Source organism: Vibrio sp. M260121, from assembly GCF_036533715.1.
Taxonomy (GTDB): domain Bacteria; phylum Pseudomonadota; class Gammaproteobacteria; order Enterobacterales; family Vibrionaceae; genus Vibrio.
On record NZ_JATABF010000001.1, the window covers coordinates 27479 to 41659 of the forward strand.

Genomic DNA, 14181 nt, shown 5'->3' on the forward strand with positions numbered 1-14181 from the left:
ACTACTATGACTGAGAATATGATACACGATCAAGCAAGCGGCCTCCGTCGCTTAACACAACCATCATTGACTAAAGTAATTGCTGTTACTGGCGGTAAAGGTGGTGTGGGTAAATCAAACGTAACACTGGGTCTGGCGATCTGTATGGCGCGCCAAGGCAAAAAGGTGATGGTTCTCGACGCGGACTTAGGTCTGGCGAATGTGGACGTTATGCTCGGAATCCGTTCAAAACGTAACCTAGGGCATGTCCTTGCGGGTGAATGTGAGCTAAAAGATGCGATTGTTGAAGGCCCTTATGGTATAAAGATAGTCCCTGCAACTTCTGGCACACAAAGCATGACCGAGCTGTCTCACGCTCAACATGCTGGACTCATCCGTGCATTTGGTAGTCTTGAAGAAGAAATGGACGTACTGCTGATTGATACAGCAGCGGGCATTTCTGACATGGTAATTAGCTTTTCACGTGCAGCTCAAGATGTAGTGGTTGTGGTTTGCGATGAGCCAACTTCAATCACCGATGCCTACGCATTAATCAAGCTGTTGAGTAAAGAACACCAGGTTCAGCGCTTCAAAGTTGTTGCAAATATGGTCAGAAGCTACCGTGAAGGCAGAGAATTATTCGCAAAGTTGACTCTAGTCACAGAGCGCTTCTTGAATGTCAGCCTCGAACTCGTAGCATGTATTCCATTGGATGACAAAGTACGTCAAGCCGTGAAAAGACAGAAGATCGTTGTGGATGCCTTCCCTCGCTCTCCTGCGGCTTTAGCGATCAGCTCATTAGCGAACAAAGCACTGACGTGGCCACTACCAAAGACACCAAGTGGACACCTAGAATTTTTCGTTGAAAGGTTGCTAAATCGTACTGAATTGGCAGAGGACCCTTTTGGTGAATAAAGCGATTACCTATGACCAACATGGCAAATTTAATAGCCAGCAGGCGTTCATTGAACGTTACTCGGTGTTGGTTAAGCGTATTGCTCATCACCTGTTAGGCCGTTTACCGCCGAGTGTTCAGGTAGAAGATTTAATTCAGGCCGGCATGATCGGCCTTATCGAAGCTCAGCAGAATTATGATGGTTCTAAAGGTGCGAGCTTTGAAACTTATGCAGGTATCCGAATTCGCGGTGCAATGTTGGATGACATTCGCAAAGGCGACTGGGTACCTCGTTCTGTTCATAAGAACAATCGCGAAATTAACCAAGCGATCGCAGAGCTGGAAGGTGTACTAAATCGTGACCCATCGGACTCAGAAGTAGCAGCACATCTCGGCATGACACTAGACCAATATCATAGTGCGCTTACCGACATAAACTGTTCAAAACTGGTGGGAATTGAAGATTTAGGCGTCTCTGATGATGTGATTTCACCGGCTGATGAAACCGATGACAGCAACCCATTTAAGGGCGTTGCTGATGAATCGTTCAAAAAAGCACTGGTTGAATCAATAAAACAGCTTCCAGAGCGTGAAGCGCTAGTACTTTCGCTTTATTATGACGAAGAACTCAATTTGAAAGAGATTGGCGATGTGTTGGGCGTAAGCGAATCTCGCGTAAGTCAAATACTGAGTCAATCGATGCAACGTTTACGCACCAAGCTCAGTGCGTGGACACAAAATGACTAAACACACTGATTTTACGATTCAGTGGAGGCAATTTTGAATAAAAACATGAAGATCCTTATTGTTGATGATTTCTCAACAATGCGCCGTATTGTTAAAAACCTGCTTCGTGACTTGGGTTTCAATAACACTCAAGAAGCGGACGATGGTTTAACTGCATTACCTATGCTGAAAAAAGGTGACTTCGACTTTGTTGTAACTGACTGGAACATGCCAGGTATGCAAGGCATCGACCTGCTTAAACACATCCGTGCGGATGCTGAACTTAAGCACCTACCTGTTCTAATGATCACAGCTGAAGCAAAGCGTGAGCAGATCATCGAAGCAGCTCAAGCAGGCGTTAACGGTTACATCGTTAAGCCGTTTACTGCTGCAACACTAAAAGAAAAATTAGATAAAATTTTCGAACGTTTATAACTCTCTCTTTCTCTTTGTTAATCGAGTCATCACTCCTAATACCTAATACTAAAGGGTGGCTCGTTTAACGCTAAAAAAGCGAAAAGAAAGAACTAAACGTAAAAAAGGGTCTATTCAGGATGATCTCACTAGAGCAGGCGAAGTCGCTCGTTCAGATGCTAGAAAACGGGGAACAGGACCAAGCTAATGCGCTTGTTGCCTCGATATATGAAAGCGATGGGAATCCGATGCTAAAAGAAATCGGAACATTAACCCGCGACCTTCATGATTCACTTAAGCACTTCAACATCGATCAACGCATGACAGAAATTGCCAGGGCGGAAATCCCTGATGCAAGAGACCGTCTGCAATATGTGATTGATAAAACTGAGTTAGCAGCAAATAAAACGATGGACGCGGTTGAGTGCTGCTTGCCTATCGCCGATAACCTGCATGAGTGCCTTCAACAAGTTCGCCCTCAATGGAACGAACTCATGCACGGACGCATTGAATTAAGCGATTTTAAAGCGCTTTGCCATCGTATCGACGAGCTGTTGGTTCAAGTCGAAGGTGATAGCACTGAATTGCGCGGTCAGCTGACCGAAATTCTTATGGCACAAGACTTCCAAGACTTAACGGGTCAAATCATTCGCCGCGTGATCACGCTTGTCAATGAAGTGGAAGATCGCCTGGTTGAGATCTTGACCGTCTTTTCTGGCAATAAACCAGAAGAACAGACTCAAGTTTTGCCAGAACCGTCAGATAAAAAGATTAAACAATCAAGCGAAGCAGAAGGCCCAATTCTTAACCCTGAACAAAGGGAAGATGCGGTCTCGTCGCAGGACGAAGTCGACGACTTGTTGTCCAGTCTTGGATTTTAAAGGTAACGTATGAGCTACGATTTAGACGAAGATATTCTTCAGGACTTTCTAATTGAGGCTGGGGAAATCCTTGAGCTGCTGTCTGAGCAGTTAGTTGAACTGGAAAATAATCCAGAAGACAAAGATCTCCTAAACGCGATTTTCCGCGGTTTCCACACGGTGAAAGGTGGTGCTGGTTTCCTATCCTTGGCAGAACTGGTTGATACCTGTCACGGTGCTGAGAACGTGTTCGACGTGTTGCGAAACGGTCAACGTTCAGTGACGCCAAGCCTAATGGACACCATGCTGAAAGCGCTTGATACGGTTAACCATCAATTCCAAGCGGTTCAAGATCGTGAGTCACTAGATGCGGCGGATCCTGCGTTGCTAGAAGAGCTTCACCGCCTATGCAAACCAGAGTCTGAAGACGAAGTGGTCGCTGCTGTTGAAGCGCCAGTCGTAACACCAGAACCTGTGATTCCTGAGCCAGTCATCGAACAACCTGCTGCGCCAGTTGAGTCTGCTCCTGCATCTTCAAGCGTTGGCTCTGTTGACGAAATCACTCAAGACGAATTTGAAAAGCTATTGGACGAGCTGCACGGTAAAGGTACTGCTCCAGGTGCGTCTACATCAGCGCCAGTAGCTCCAGCTGCGCCTGTTCAAGCAAGTGCGCCTGCGGCAGATAGCGGCGACATTACTGATGATGAATTTGAACGTCTATTGGACGAGCTACACGGTGTAGGCAAAAGCCCATCGGCATCAGATGTTGCTCCAGTAGAACCACCAAAAGCACCAGAGCCGGTTGCGCCGGTCTCAAACGACAGCGACTTAATGACGGATGAAGAGTTTGAGAAGTTACTTGATGAACTACACGGTGCTGGTAAAGGACCGACTCTTGAAGAGTTAGACTTTGCAACCAAACCTGCATCGGCAAACGTGGCACCAGAAGCGCCAAAAACAGAACCAGCTCCAGCGCCTCAACCAGCTCCAGTAGCGGCTGCGCCTTCTCCTGCACCAGCTCCTAAGCCAGAAGCAAAACCGGTTGCGGTAAAAGAAGAAGCGAAAGCGCCAGCGGTTAAGAAGCCACAAGCAGAAGCAACTGTACGTGTTGATACTTCGACGCTAGACACCATCATGAACATGGTTGGTGAGCTTGTATTGGTGCGTAACCGTCTACTAAGCCTTGGTTTGAACAGCAACGACGAAGAAATGTCGAAAGCGGTAGCAAACTTAGACGTCGTGACTGCAGACCTTCAAGGTGCAGTGATGAAAACGCGTATGCAGCCAATCAAGAAAGTATTTGGCCGTTTCCCACGCGTTGTTCGCGACTTGGCGCGTAACCTAAATAAAGACATCGTGCTTGAAATGCGCGGTGAAGAAACCGACCTAGATAAAAACCTAGTAGAGGCGCTTGCGGATCCATTGATCCACTTGGTGCGCAACTCGGTTGACCACGGTATCGAAATGCCAGACGACCGCGCGAAAGCAGGTAAATCTCGTACTGGTAAAGTGATCCTGTCTGCATCACAAGAAGGTGATCATATTGAACTGGCTATCGTTGACGATGGCGGCGGTATGGACCCGAACAAACTTCGTGGCATCGCGGTGAAACGCGGCATGATGGACGAAGATGCGGCAGCACGCCTGTCAGATAAAGAGTGTTTCAACCTGATCTTTGCACCAGGCTTCTCAAGCAAAGAGAAGATTTCAGATATCTCTGGTCGTGGTGTAGGTATGGACGTGGTTAAAACCGCGATCAACACCCTAAACGGCTCTATCGATATCGACTCTGAGCTAGGCAAGGGCACTAAGATCACCATCAAAGTTCCACTAACACTGGCGATTCTTCCAACACTGATGGTTGGTGTAGGCGGTCATCCGTTTGCTCTGCCACTGGCGTCGGTGAACGAGATTTTCCACCTAGATCTAAGCCGCACTAACGTGGTCGATGGTCAGTTGACGATCATCGTGCGTGATAAATCTATCCCATTGTTCTACCTACAAAATTGGTTGGCTTCTAAGTCTCCACGTGTACAAGAGCGTACCGGCCACGGTCATGTTGTTATCGTACAGATCGGTAGCCAACGCGTTGGTTTTGTAGTGGATACATTGATCGGCCAAGAAGAAGTGGTGATCAAGCCGCTAGATAACCTATTGCAAGGCACGCCAGGTATGGCAGGTGCGACGATCACCAGTGATGGCCACATCGCATTGATTCTTGATGTGCCAGACCTACTTAAGCAATACGCTGCAGCTTCGCGCATCTAAGCGAAGCTGGAGTCGATAAAAGGAATAAAATGGCGATTAAAGTACTAGTCGTTGATGATTCGAGTTTTTTCCGTCGTCGCGTTAGCGAAATCATCAACTCAGAATCGCGCCTAGAAGTGATTGACGTTGCGGTTAACGGCAGAGAAGCGGTTGAGAAAGCCAAAACTCTTAAGCCTGACGTCATCACGATGGATATTGAAATGCCAGTCATGGACGGTATCACTGCCGTTCGTGAAATCATGGCTGCGTCTCCTACGCCAATCCTGATGTTTTCGTCCCTGACTCACGATGGGGCGAAAGCAACGCTTGACGCACTAGACGCGGGTGCGTTGGATTTCTTACCGAAAAAGTTCGAAGACATTGCCCGCAACCGTGATGAAGCGGTGTCACTGCTTCAACAGCGAGTGATTCAAATTGCGTCTAAGCGCGCGTTTATGCGTCGTCCAATTGCGCGACCAGCGTCTGCTGCGACCAGTTCGACAGCGCGTCCTTTGGCTTCTCGCACTGCTGCGCCGACTGCATCTGCGCCAAGTCGTCCGATGGCTGCGAAATTCCGTGCATCAGGTAAGAAGTATCAGCTAACAGCGATTGGTACGTCGACTGGCGGCCCTGTCGCGCTACAAAAAATTCTGACTCGTTTACCAGTTAACTATCCACATCCAATCGTGCTTATCCAGCACATGCCAGCGACATTCACTGCGGCATTTGCAAGCCGTCTAAATACGCTATGCAAAATCCAAGTGAAAGAAGCGCAAGATGGTGATGTGTTGCAAGCGGGTGTGGCTTATCTTGCCCCAGGCGGCAAACAGATGATGGTTGACGGTCGCGCTGGTGCTGCTCGTCTTCGTATTATCGATGGCGGCGATCGCATGAACTACAAACCGTGTGTCGATGTAACCTTCGGTTCTGCTGCAAAAGTCTACGGCGACAAAGTGTTGTCGATGGTACTCACGGGCATGGGTGCTGATGGTCGTGAAGGTGCACGTATGTTGAAATCAGCAGGTTCCACCATTTGGGCTCAAGACGAAGAAAGTTGCGTCGTTTATGGTATGCCACAAGCGGTTGCGAAAGCGGGCATCTCTACTGAAGATTTACCACTTGAACGCATTGCAGAGCGCATGCTGGTGGAAGTGGGCTTAGCGTAGGAAAGATCATGATCGTTTGGAGTGTAGCAAACCAAAAAGGTGGGGTAGGTAAAACCACATCAACCGTGACATTAGCTGGTTTATTGAGCCAAAAAGGTCACCGAGTGTTGATGGTGGATACCGATCCGCACGCGTCGCTGACGACTTATCTTGGTTATGATCCGGATGCCGTAACAACAAGCTTGTTCGATCTTTTTCAGCTGAAGACGTTTTCACGTGAGACGGTAAAGCCGTTGATCTTAGAAACGGATCTTGAAGGTATGGACATCATTCCTGCGCACATGTCGCTTGCTACGCTAGACCGCGTAATGGGCAACCGCAGCGGGATGGGTTTGATCTTAAAGCGTGCGTTACAAGCGGTTGCGCAAGACTACGATTATGTCTTGATTGACTGTCCGCCGATTCTTGGTGTGATGATGGTTAACGCACTAGCAGCTAGTGACCGCATCTTGATTCCGGTTCAAACTGAATTCCTTGCGATGAAAGGTTTGGAGCGAATGATTCGCACTCTGACCATCATGCAAAAGTCTCGTCCGGGTGGCTTCAAAGTGACTATCGTTCCGACTATGTACGATAAGCGCACGAAAGCCTCGTTGCAGACACTGACTCAGCTTAAAAAGGACTACCCGAATCAGGTGTGGACTTCAGCGGTGCCAATTGACACCAAATTCCGCGATGCGAGCTTAAAACATCTGCCAGCTTCGCATTTTGCTTCTGGTAGTCGTGGCGTGTTTGCTTACAAGCAACTGTTGATTTACTTGGAGAGGTTAGCGTTCGATGAGCAATAACGACGTACTTTCCAGTGAACAAGCACTAGATGATTACTTCAGTGCTTTGCTTGGCGAAGAGGTCGAAGTTATTGAGCAAGAAGAAGAGCTTGACTTGCTCGCTCAAGAACTATCATCTGCAGAGCCAGAGCCAGAGCCAGAGCCAGAGCCAGAGCCAAAATTACAGCTGCAATACGCAGAACCGGAGTCGTATCAATACAGTGATTCGTACTCGCCAGAATTAGAAGCGCCTAATCTGGAAGACGTTCAGCGATTGCTTAGCCAACTTGAGTCCACCAACGTGGTGGCAGAGTTGGATATCGATGACATTCTGGAACAAAACACCATTGATATTGCGACTGAAGCAAAAGCAATGGAACCAGAAGTTGAAGTCGAAACTGCGGTGGAAACCGTTGAAGAAATTCAAGAGTGGGTGATCGACGAAGAGCCGACACCGTCTGTTGAGGTTGAACAACCTGAGCCAGTTTGGGAGCAACCAGAAATTGAAATGGTTGAACCCACAGTTGACGTTAAAGTGGAGATTGAACAGCACACTGAGACAGAAACAGAACTGGAAACCGAAGCGGGTGCAAAGTTACCCAATACTTGGGAGAGCACGCAGCGTAGCGCTGACTTTCAAGTGCTTTACTTTGATGTAAATGGTGTGACTTTTGCGGTGCCGCTTGATGAGTTAGGTGGTATTCACCGCATCACAGAGCTGAACCATTTGATTGGTCGCCCTGCATGGTACTTAGGTTTGCAAACCAGTCGTGAGCAACAATTTGATGTCGTCGACACTGCAAAGTGGGTGATGGCGGATAAGCTTCGCGACGAAAACTACAAAGATAACTACCAATACGTCGTTATGCTTGGTGAAAGCATGTGGGGGTTGGCCAGTAACCAATTGATGGGGACTGAAACGCTCAATATCGACAAAGTCCGTTGGCGTGAACAAGCGGGCAAACGCCCTTGGCTAGCGGGCATGGTGAAAGAAAAAATGTGTGCTTTAATTCATGTCCAAGCACTCATAGACATGCTAAACGCGGGTTTAGATGTAAAATCACTGAATTAGATTTTTGGTCGGGAACGACATTAACGAGGATTAACTATGTCTCAAGCTTTTGAAGTAGAAGTGAAGAAAGATACATCGAACGACGAAGTTCTTCAGTGGGTGACGTTCCAACTAGAAGAAGAAACGTACGGCATTAACGTAATGCAAGTTCGTGAAGTTCTTCGCTACACAGAAATCGCTCCAGTTCCAGGTGCGCCAGATTACGTGCTAGGTATTATTAACCTACGTGGCAACGTTGTAACGGTTATCGATACACGTTCACGTTTTGGCCTAATGGAAGGCGAAGTAACAGACAACACGCGTATCATCGTGATTGAGTCTGAGCGTCAAGTTATCGGTATCCTAGTAGACAGCGTTGCTGAAGTGGTTTACCTACGTTCTTCTGAGATCGATACAACACCTTCTGTAGGTACTGACGAAAGCGCGAAGTTCATCCAAGGCGTAAGCAACCGTGATGGTAAACTGCTTATCCTTGTTGATTTGAACAAGCTGCTAACTGATGACGAATGGGATGAGATGGCTCACCTATAATTGGCTGATGAATCATGGCTGAAGAAACCTTGCTATCTTTGCCGCTCATATTGGGTGGCCTAGCGTTTGTATTCTTAGTGCTACTTTTGCTTCAACTGCGCGTGCGTGCCGGTTTGCAAAAGCAGATGGATCAGCAACGTGCACAGTCACGCCATGCTGACAAAGAAACACAAAAACTAAACAAGCAACTGTTGGAAGTGCGTTCAGTGGTGGTAGGCCTAGGTCAAAAAGTGACTGAACAACAAGATGTGATTCAACATCTTAATGAACGCATTCGTGAACTTGAACACGCAGATACAGACGGACGTTTGTACAGCCGCGCTTCGAAAATGGTTCAACTTGGTGCCGACATCAATGAGTTGATTGAAGAGTGTGAATTGCCAAAAGCAGAAGCAGAATTGATGCTTTCGCTGCAGAAAAAATTGGCAGGGAAAGAGAAAATCCCACCGCTAAGCAGTCAACCCTCTGATGACCCGACTTATCCACCCCGTGGAAGACGTCGATAAAGATTAAAAAAGAAGCTTCGGCTTCTTTTTTTATTTTTAAAATAAAAACTTATAATCACTTATGGTTATTTTTATCAAAATGTGACCATAAGTTAACAAAAACTCACGAACTTACATACATCATCGCTTTCTTATCCTGTTTTGTCACAACTAAGCTGTGCTAATATAGCGGCTCGTTCATTTTTTAGTTGAAGCCCTATGTTAGAAGTCTCTAACCTAACTGCGATCCGTGATGACAGGGTCCTGTTTGAAAACCTGCAATTCGAAATCAAGCCTGGTGAATTGGTCCAGATTGAAGGACGCAACGGCACAGGCAAAACCACATTGCTGCGTATCGTGACAGGGTTAGGGGACAGAGAAGAAGGCACCATTAAATGGAAAGGCGAAGAGGTTGAAAAATCTCGTGACGTTTTCCATCAAGACCTTCTGTTCTTAGGGCATCAAACTGGCGTTAAACGCGAACTTACCGCGTTTGAAAACCTGCGCTTTTACCAATCTATCCATAATAATCGCTCCTCCGATGAAGAAATCTTTGCTGCTTTAACCCAAGTAGGGCTTGCGGGTCGAGAAGATGTGCCTGTAGCACAGCTTTCTGCTGGCCAACAGCGTCGTGTGGCGTTGGCAAGGCTTTGGCTAAGCAATCAAATCCTATGGATTCTGGACGAACCTTTAACTGCAATCGACAAACAAGGCGTGAAAGTGCTAGAGGCATTGTTTGTTAGCCATGCTGACAATGGCGGCATTGTCGTGCTAACCACGCACCAAGATATGTTTGCAGACAGCCCGAAACTTAGAAAAATAAAACTGGGTGATTGATATGATTTCGGCCATGACAACCATTATTCGCCGTGAGCTTCTGATCGCATTTCGTCGTCAAGCGGACATTTTGAATCCATTGTGGTTCTTCATCATTGTGATCACACTTTTCCCTCTTAGCATCGGTCCTGAGCCTAATTTGTTAGCACGTATTGCAGCTGGCATTGTTTGGGTTGCTGCTCTGCTGTCCGCCTTATTATCATTAGAGCGTCTATTTCGTGATGATTTTCAAGACGGCGCACTAGAGCAAATGATGCTAATGCCAATTCCATTGCAACTTGTTGTGATTTCTAAGGTCATAGCTCACTGGTTGTTAACGGGATTGCCTCTGATTTTAATCAGCCCATTGTTGGCGATTCTGCTTTCTCTTGATTTCAACACTTGGCTGTCTGTCGTACTGACTTTAGTGATTGGTACGCCGACGTTGAGTTTTATCGGTGCCATTGGTGTGGCACTGACGGTTGGGTTGCAAAAAGGCGGCGTTCTTTTGAGTTTGCTCATTCTTCCGCTCTACATCCCAATTCTGATTTTCGCTACGTCCGCGATTGATGCTGCAGCACTAGGTATGGCGTATAACGGACAACTGGCGATTTTAGGCGCAATGTTGATGGGGGCTGTCACCCTAACACCGTTTGCTATCAGCGCAGCACTGCGAGTTAGTGTTAACTAACTCAATAAGTGCGATTTAAGCGACGTTTGATCAAAGAATTATTATTAAAGCACTGCTACGGTCTCGGCCCTCTGGACAGTGTCCCTGAAGTAAGAGTGAGAACTTAACATGTGGAAATGGCTACATCCTTATGCCAAGCCTGAAGCAGCTTATCACCTGAGTGGTAAGTTCCTACCTTGGTTTTCTGTATTGGCCCTCGTATGCCTAACAGTTGGTACTGTCTGGGGCCTTGCATTTGCGCCTTCTGATTACCAACAAGGTGACAGTTTCCGAATCATCTACATCCATGTACCTTCGGCTATTTGGTCGATGGGTGTTTACATGTCGATGGCCATCGCTGCGTTTATCGGCTTGGTTTGGCAAGTGCGCCTGTCTGATATGGCAGCATTGGCTATGGCGCCGATCGGTGCAGTATTCACCTTTATTGCTCTACTAACGGGTGCCGTTTGGGGTAAACCTATGTGGGGTACTTGGTGGGTATGGGATGCACGCCTTACTTCCGAATTAATTCTTCTATTCTTGTACCTTGGTGTTATTGCACTTTACCACGCATTTGATGACCAAAAGACCGCCGCAAAAGCCGCAGGTATTTTGGCTATCGTTGGTGTGGTAAATCTACCAATTATCCACTTCTCGGTTGAGTGGTGGAACACGCTTCACCAAGGCGCGACTATCACCAAATTTGAAAAACCATCGATCTCATCCAACATGCTTTGGCCTTTGTTGCTGAACATTTTTGGTTTTGCGTTCTTCTTTGGCGCGGTAACGATGGTGCGCTTCCGTAACGAAATTATCAGCAAAGAGAGTCATCGCCCTTGGGTGCAAAAACTCGCAGCTGAAAAAACTCAGTGAGGTAATTGATTATGCATTTTGATTCTCTGAGCGAACTCTTTGCCATGGGTGGCTACGCAGGTTACGTATGGAGCGCGTTTGGTATCACCTTCTTATCTATGCTTATTCTTCTGATTTCGAGCATCCGTCGTGGGGATGCATTGTTGAAAGAGGTGAAAGCGAAAATTGATCGTCAAGCGCGTATCGACGCGGCGAAGAATATGGAGAACACGTTATGAACCCGAGACGTAAAAAGAGGCTAGGCATTGTTTTAGCAATCTTTATCGGTATTAGTGCAACCATCGGTTTAATGCTATATGCACTGAACCAAAACATGGATCTATTCTACACGCCGACGGAATTGGTAAACGGTAAGCCAGACGGTACTAAACCTGAAGTAGGCCAACGCCTGCGTATCGGTGGCATGGTGGTTGAAGGTTCGGTTCGCCGTGACCCTGAATCATTAAAAGTAAGCTTTGATCTGCACGATGTGGGCCCTAAAGTAACCATCGTTTATGAAGGTATCCTTCCTGACTTGTTCCGTGAAGGTCAAGGTATCGTTGCTCAAGGTGTTCTTGAAGACGCAACAACCGTAAAAGCTTTTGAAGTGTTGGCAAAACACGACGAAGAATACATGCCACCTGAGATTGCAGAAGCAATGAAGAAGACTCATGAGCCTCTGCAGTACACAACTGAACAGAAACAAGGAAGCGGCCAATGATTGCTGAAATCGGTCACTTTGCCCTCATACTCTCGCTAGCAATGGCATTATTGCTCAGCGTATTGCCGCTATGGGGCGCATCAAATAACAACACCATGCTGATGAATACAGCACGACCGCTTTCGTGGTCGATGTTCATCATGCTGTTTTTCTCTTTCGTTATTCTATGTTGGGGTTTTTATACCAACGACTTTACTCTGCAATATGTAGCAAGTAACTCAAACAGCCAACTGCCTTGGTACTACCGTCTGACTGCTGTTTGGGGCGCGCACGAAGGTTCATTGTTGCTGTGGGTACTTATCCAAGCTGCGTGGACAGTGGCAGTTGCTACTTTCAGCCGTGGCATGCCACAAGAATCGGTTGCTCGTGTACTTGCAGTAATGGGTATGATCTCGGTGGGCTTCCTGCTGTTTATCATCCTGACGTCTAACCCATTCCTACGTACGTTGCCATTCTTCCCGGTCGATGGCCGTGACTTGAACCCTCTTCTTCAAGACCCAGGTTTGATTGTTCACCCACCTATGCTTTACATGGGTTACGTAGGCTTCTCGGTTGCGTTCTCGTTTGCAATTGCGTCTTTGATGACTGGTCGTCTTGATACTGCTTGGGCTCGTTGGTCTCGTCCTTGGACAACCGCAGCTTGGGTATTCCTAACACTAGGTATCGCGCTAGGCTCTTGGTGGGCTTACTACGAACTTGGCTGGGGTGGCTGGTGGTTCTGGGATCCAGTAGAAAACGCATCATTCATGCCTTGGCTAGCGGGTACAGCACTGATGCACTCTCTAGCGGTAACCGAAAAACGCGGTACATTTAAAGCTTGGACAGTTTTACTGGCGATCTCGGCATTCTCACTAAGTTTGTTGGGTACCTTCTTGGTTCGTTCCGGTATCTTGGTATCGGTTCACGCATTCGCGTCTGATCCATCTCGCGGTATGTTTATCCTAGGTTTCCTAGTCTTCGTAATCGGTGGCTCACTCCTGCTATTCGCAGTGAAAGGGGCAGCGGTTCGCGTACGTGGTAATTTCGATTTGGTGTCGCGTGAGAACGCGCTACTTGCTAACAACGTACTTCTGATTGCTGCGCTAGTCGTCGTATTGGTTGGTACCTTGTTGCCATTGGTTCACAAGCAAATTGGTCTTGGTTCAGTATCTATCGGTGCACCATTCTTCGACATGCTGTTCGCATGGTTGATGATGCCGTTCGCCTTCCTACTAGGTATTGGTCCTATGATTCGTTGGAAGCGCGACAATCTATCTAAGCTTATTAAGCCAATGATTGTTTCTGGTGTGCTTGCTTTCACACTAGGTGCAGTGTGCGTATTCCTGTTCGCAGACTTCTTCTCAGCGATGGCTTACATCGGCTGGGTAATGGCAATCTGGATCATTGCAATGCATGGCTTTGAGTTGTACGAGCGTGCTACTCACCGTCACAGCTTCGGTGAAGGTGTTCGTAAACTTCAACGTAGCCACTGGGCAATGATGCTTGGTCACATTGGTCTAGCTGTTACTGTGATTGGTATTGCGATGGTGCAAAACTACAGCATCGAACGTGACGTGCGTTTGGCGCCTGGTGAGCACTTCAAGATTTACGGTTACGATTTCTACTTCTCAGGTCTACGTGACAAAGACGGTCCAAACTACGATGGTTACATCGCGGACTTTGAAATCACCAATGATGGTAAGTACGTGAACACGCTACACGCTGAAAAACGTTTCTACCGCACGGCGAAGTCAATGATGACAGAAGCGGCTATCGACCGTGGTATCACTCGCGACTTATACATCGCAATGGGTGAGCGTCTAGACGATAACCGTTCTTGGGCAGTACGTATTTACTACAAACCATTCGTTCGTTGGATCTGGGCTGGTTCATTGATCATGTCTTTAGGTGGTGCGCTTGCTATTTCTGATAGACGTTACCGCTTCCGCAAAACGGCTAAGAAAGACGAAAAGTCAAAGCTAGCGGAGAAGGAGGCATAAG

The 14181-nt window shown here is 47.2% G+C and carries 16 protein-coding genes; all 16 read left to right on the forward strand.

Features of this window, described 5'->3' with window-relative positions; all coding sequences use genetic code 11:
* The first annotated feature begins 6 nt into the window (after positions 1-6).
* The 16 genes from QTO06_RS00140 to QTO06_RS00215 all read left to right on the forward strand — a co-directional run bounded on the left by QTO06_RS00140 (position 7) and on the right by QTO06_RS00215 (position 14180).
* Complete coding sequence (locus QTO06_RS00140) at positions 7-894, forward strand: MinD/ParA family protein (RefSeq protein WP_005438708.1); 888 nt, start codon at positions 7-9, stop codon at positions 892-894.
* Complete coding sequence (locus QTO06_RS00145; RefSeq protein WP_005438709.1) at positions 887-1621, forward strand: RNA polymerase sigma factor FliA; 735 nt, start codon at positions 887-889, stop codon at positions 1619-1621. Before QTO06_RS00140 ends, QTO06_RS00145 begins: the two co-directional genes overlap by 8 nt.
* Positions 1622-1666: 45 nt before the next feature.
* On the forward strand, positions 1667-2035 hold the full coding sequence (gene cheY, locus QTO06_RS00150; protein ID WP_017635949.1) for a chemotaxis response regulator CheY: 369 nt from the start codon (positions 1667-1669) through the stop codon (positions 2033-2035).
* A 119-nt stretch (positions 2036-2154) separates the two neighbouring features.
* On the forward strand, positions 2155-2895 hold the full coding sequence (locus QTO06_RS00155; protein WP_005438710.1) for a protein phosphatase CheZ: 741 nt from the start codon (positions 2155-2157) through the stop codon (positions 2893-2895).
* Positions 2896-2904: 9 nt separating this feature from the next.
* Entirely contained in the window at positions 2905-5142 is a 2238-nt protein-coding gene (locus QTO06_RS00160; RefSeq protein WP_331406464.1) for a chemotaxis protein CheA, read from the forward strand.
* A gap of 29 nt (positions 5143-5171) precedes the next feature.
* Entirely contained in the window at positions 5172-6287 is a 1116-nt protein-coding gene (locus QTO06_RS00165; RefSeq protein ID WP_331406465.1) for a protein-glutamate methylesterase/protein-glutamine glutaminase, read from the forward strand.
* A gap of 8 nt (positions 6288-6295) precedes the next feature.
* The gene (locus tag QTO06_RS00170) at positions 6296-7075 is read left to right on the forward strand and encodes a ParA family protein (RefSeq protein ID WP_005438728.1); all 780 of its coding nucleotides are present in this window, start codon (positions 6296-6298) and stop codon (positions 7073-7075) included.
* Complete coding sequence (locus tag QTO06_RS00175; protein ID WP_331406467.1) at positions 7065-8126, forward strand: chemotaxis protein CheW; 1062 nt, start codon at positions 7065-7067, stop codon at positions 8124-8126. Before QTO06_RS00170 ends, QTO06_RS00175 begins: the two co-directional genes overlap by 11 nt.
* A 36-nt stretch (positions 8127-8162) precedes the next feature.
* Positions 8163-8657, forward strand: a complete 495-nt coding sequence (locus tag QTO06_RS00180) for a chemotaxis protein CheW (RefSeq protein ID WP_005438733.1) — start codon at positions 8163-8165, stop codon at positions 8655-8657.
* 14 nt (positions 8658-8671) lie between these two features.
* On the forward strand, positions 8672-9163 hold the full coding sequence (locus tag QTO06_RS00185; protein ID WP_005438735.1) for a DUF2802 domain-containing protein: 492 nt from the start codon (positions 8672-8674) through the stop codon (positions 9161-9163).
* Positions 9164-9361: 198 nt separating this feature from the next.
* Positions 9362-9979: a cytochrome c biogenesis heme-transporting ATPase CcmA gene (gene ccmA, locus QTO06_RS00190; protein ID WP_038896124.1), complete on the forward strand. Its 618-nt coding sequence runs from the start codon at positions 9362-9364 to the stop codon at positions 9977-9979.
* 1 nt (position 9980) lies between these two features.
* Complete coding sequence (gene ccmB / locus QTO06_RS00195) at positions 9981-10649, forward strand: heme exporter protein CcmB (protein ID WP_005438746.1); 669 nt, start codon at positions 9981-9983, stop codon at positions 10647-10649.
* Positions 10650-10757: 108 nt separating this feature from the next.
* A complete protein-coding gene (locus QTO06_RS00200; RefSeq protein ID WP_009707361.1) occupies positions 10758-11501 on the forward strand; it encodes a heme ABC transporter permease in 744 nt (247 codons plus the stop codon).
* Positions 11502-11512: 11 nt separating this feature from the next.
* A complete protein-coding gene (gene ccmD, locus QTO06_RS00205; protein ID WP_005433154.1) occupies positions 11513-11719 on the forward strand; it encodes a heme exporter protein CcmD in 207 nt (68 codons plus the stop codon).
* Positions 11716-12201: a cytochrome c maturation protein CcmE gene (gene ccmE, locus QTO06_RS00210; protein WP_005433109.1), complete on the forward strand. Its 486-nt coding sequence runs from the start codon at positions 11716-11718 to the stop codon at positions 12199-12201. Before ccmD ends, ccmE begins: the two co-directional genes overlap by 4 nt.
* Positions 12198-14180 (forward strand): heme lyase CcmF/NrfE family subunit, encoded by a 1983-nt coding sequence (locus QTO06_RS00215; protein ID WP_039842472.1) that lies wholly within the window; start codon positions 12198-12200, stop codon positions 14178-14180. The genes ccmE and QTO06_RS00215 overlap by 4 nt, the downstream gene beginning before the upstream one ends.
* Position 14181 lies beyond the last annotated feature (1 nt).

What these genes read in the sequence shown, in the direction of transcription:
- QTO06_RS00140 (WP_005438708.1), top strand. Translation starts at nt 7, where the DNA reads ATGACTGAGAATATGATACACGATCAAGCAAGCGGCCTCCGTCGCTTA.
- cheY (WP_017635949.1), top strand. Translation starts at nt 1,667, where the DNA reads ATGAAGATCCTTATTGTTGATGATTTCTCAACAATGCGCCGTATTGTT.
- QTO06_RS00155 (WP_005438710.1), top strand. Translation starts at nt 2,155, where the DNA reads ATGATCTCACTAGAGCAGGCGAAGTCGCTCGTTCAGATGCTAGAAAAC.
- QTO06_RS00160 (WP_331406464.1), top strand. Translation starts at nt 2,905, where the DNA reads ATGAGCTACGATTTAGACGAAGATATTCTTCAGGACTTTCTAATTGAG.
- QTO06_RS00165 (WP_331406465.1), top strand. Translation starts at nt 5,172, where the DNA reads ATGGCGATTAAAGTACTAGTCGTTGATGATTCGAGTTTTTTCCGTCGT.
- QTO06_RS00170 (WP_005438728.1), top strand. Translation starts at nt 6,296, where the DNA reads ATGATCGTTTGGAGTGTAGCAAACCAAAAAGGTGGGGTAGGTAAAACC.
- QTO06_RS00175 (WP_331406467.1), top strand. Translation starts at nt 7,065, where the DNA reads ATGAGCAATAACGACGTACTTTCCAGTGAACAAGCACTAGATGATTAC.
- QTO06_RS00180 (WP_005438733.1), top strand. Translation starts at nt 8,163, where the DNA reads ATGTCTCAAGCTTTTGAAGTAGAAGTGAAGAAAGATACATCGAACGAC.
- QTO06_RS00185 (WP_005438735.1), top strand. Translation starts at nt 8,672, where the DNA reads ATGGCTGAAGAAACCTTGCTATCTTTGCCGCTCATATTGGGTGGCCTA.
- ccmA (WP_038896124.1), top strand. Translation starts at nt 9,362, where the DNA reads ATGTTAGAAGTCTCTAACCTAACTGCGATCCGTGATGACAGGGTCCTG.
- ccmB (WP_005438746.1), top strand. Translation starts at nt 9,981, where the DNA reads ATGATTTCGGCCATGACAACCATTATTCGCCGTGAGCTTCTGATCGCA.
- QTO06_RS00200 (WP_009707361.1), top strand. Translation starts at nt 10,758, where the DNA reads ATGTGGAAATGGCTACATCCTTATGCCAAGCCTGAAGCAGCTTATCAC.
- ccmD (WP_005433154.1), top strand. Translation starts at nt 11,513, where the DNA reads ATGCATTTTGATTCTCTGAGCGAACTCTTTGCCATGGGTGGCTACGCA.
- ccmE (WP_005433109.1), top strand. Translation starts at nt 11,716, where the DNA reads ATGAACCCGAGACGTAAAAAGAGGCTAGGCATTGTTTTAGCAATCTTT.
- QTO06_RS00215 (WP_039842472.1), top strand. Translation starts at nt 12,198, where the DNA reads ATGATTGCTGAAATCGGTCACTTTGCCCTCATACTCTCGCTAGCAATG.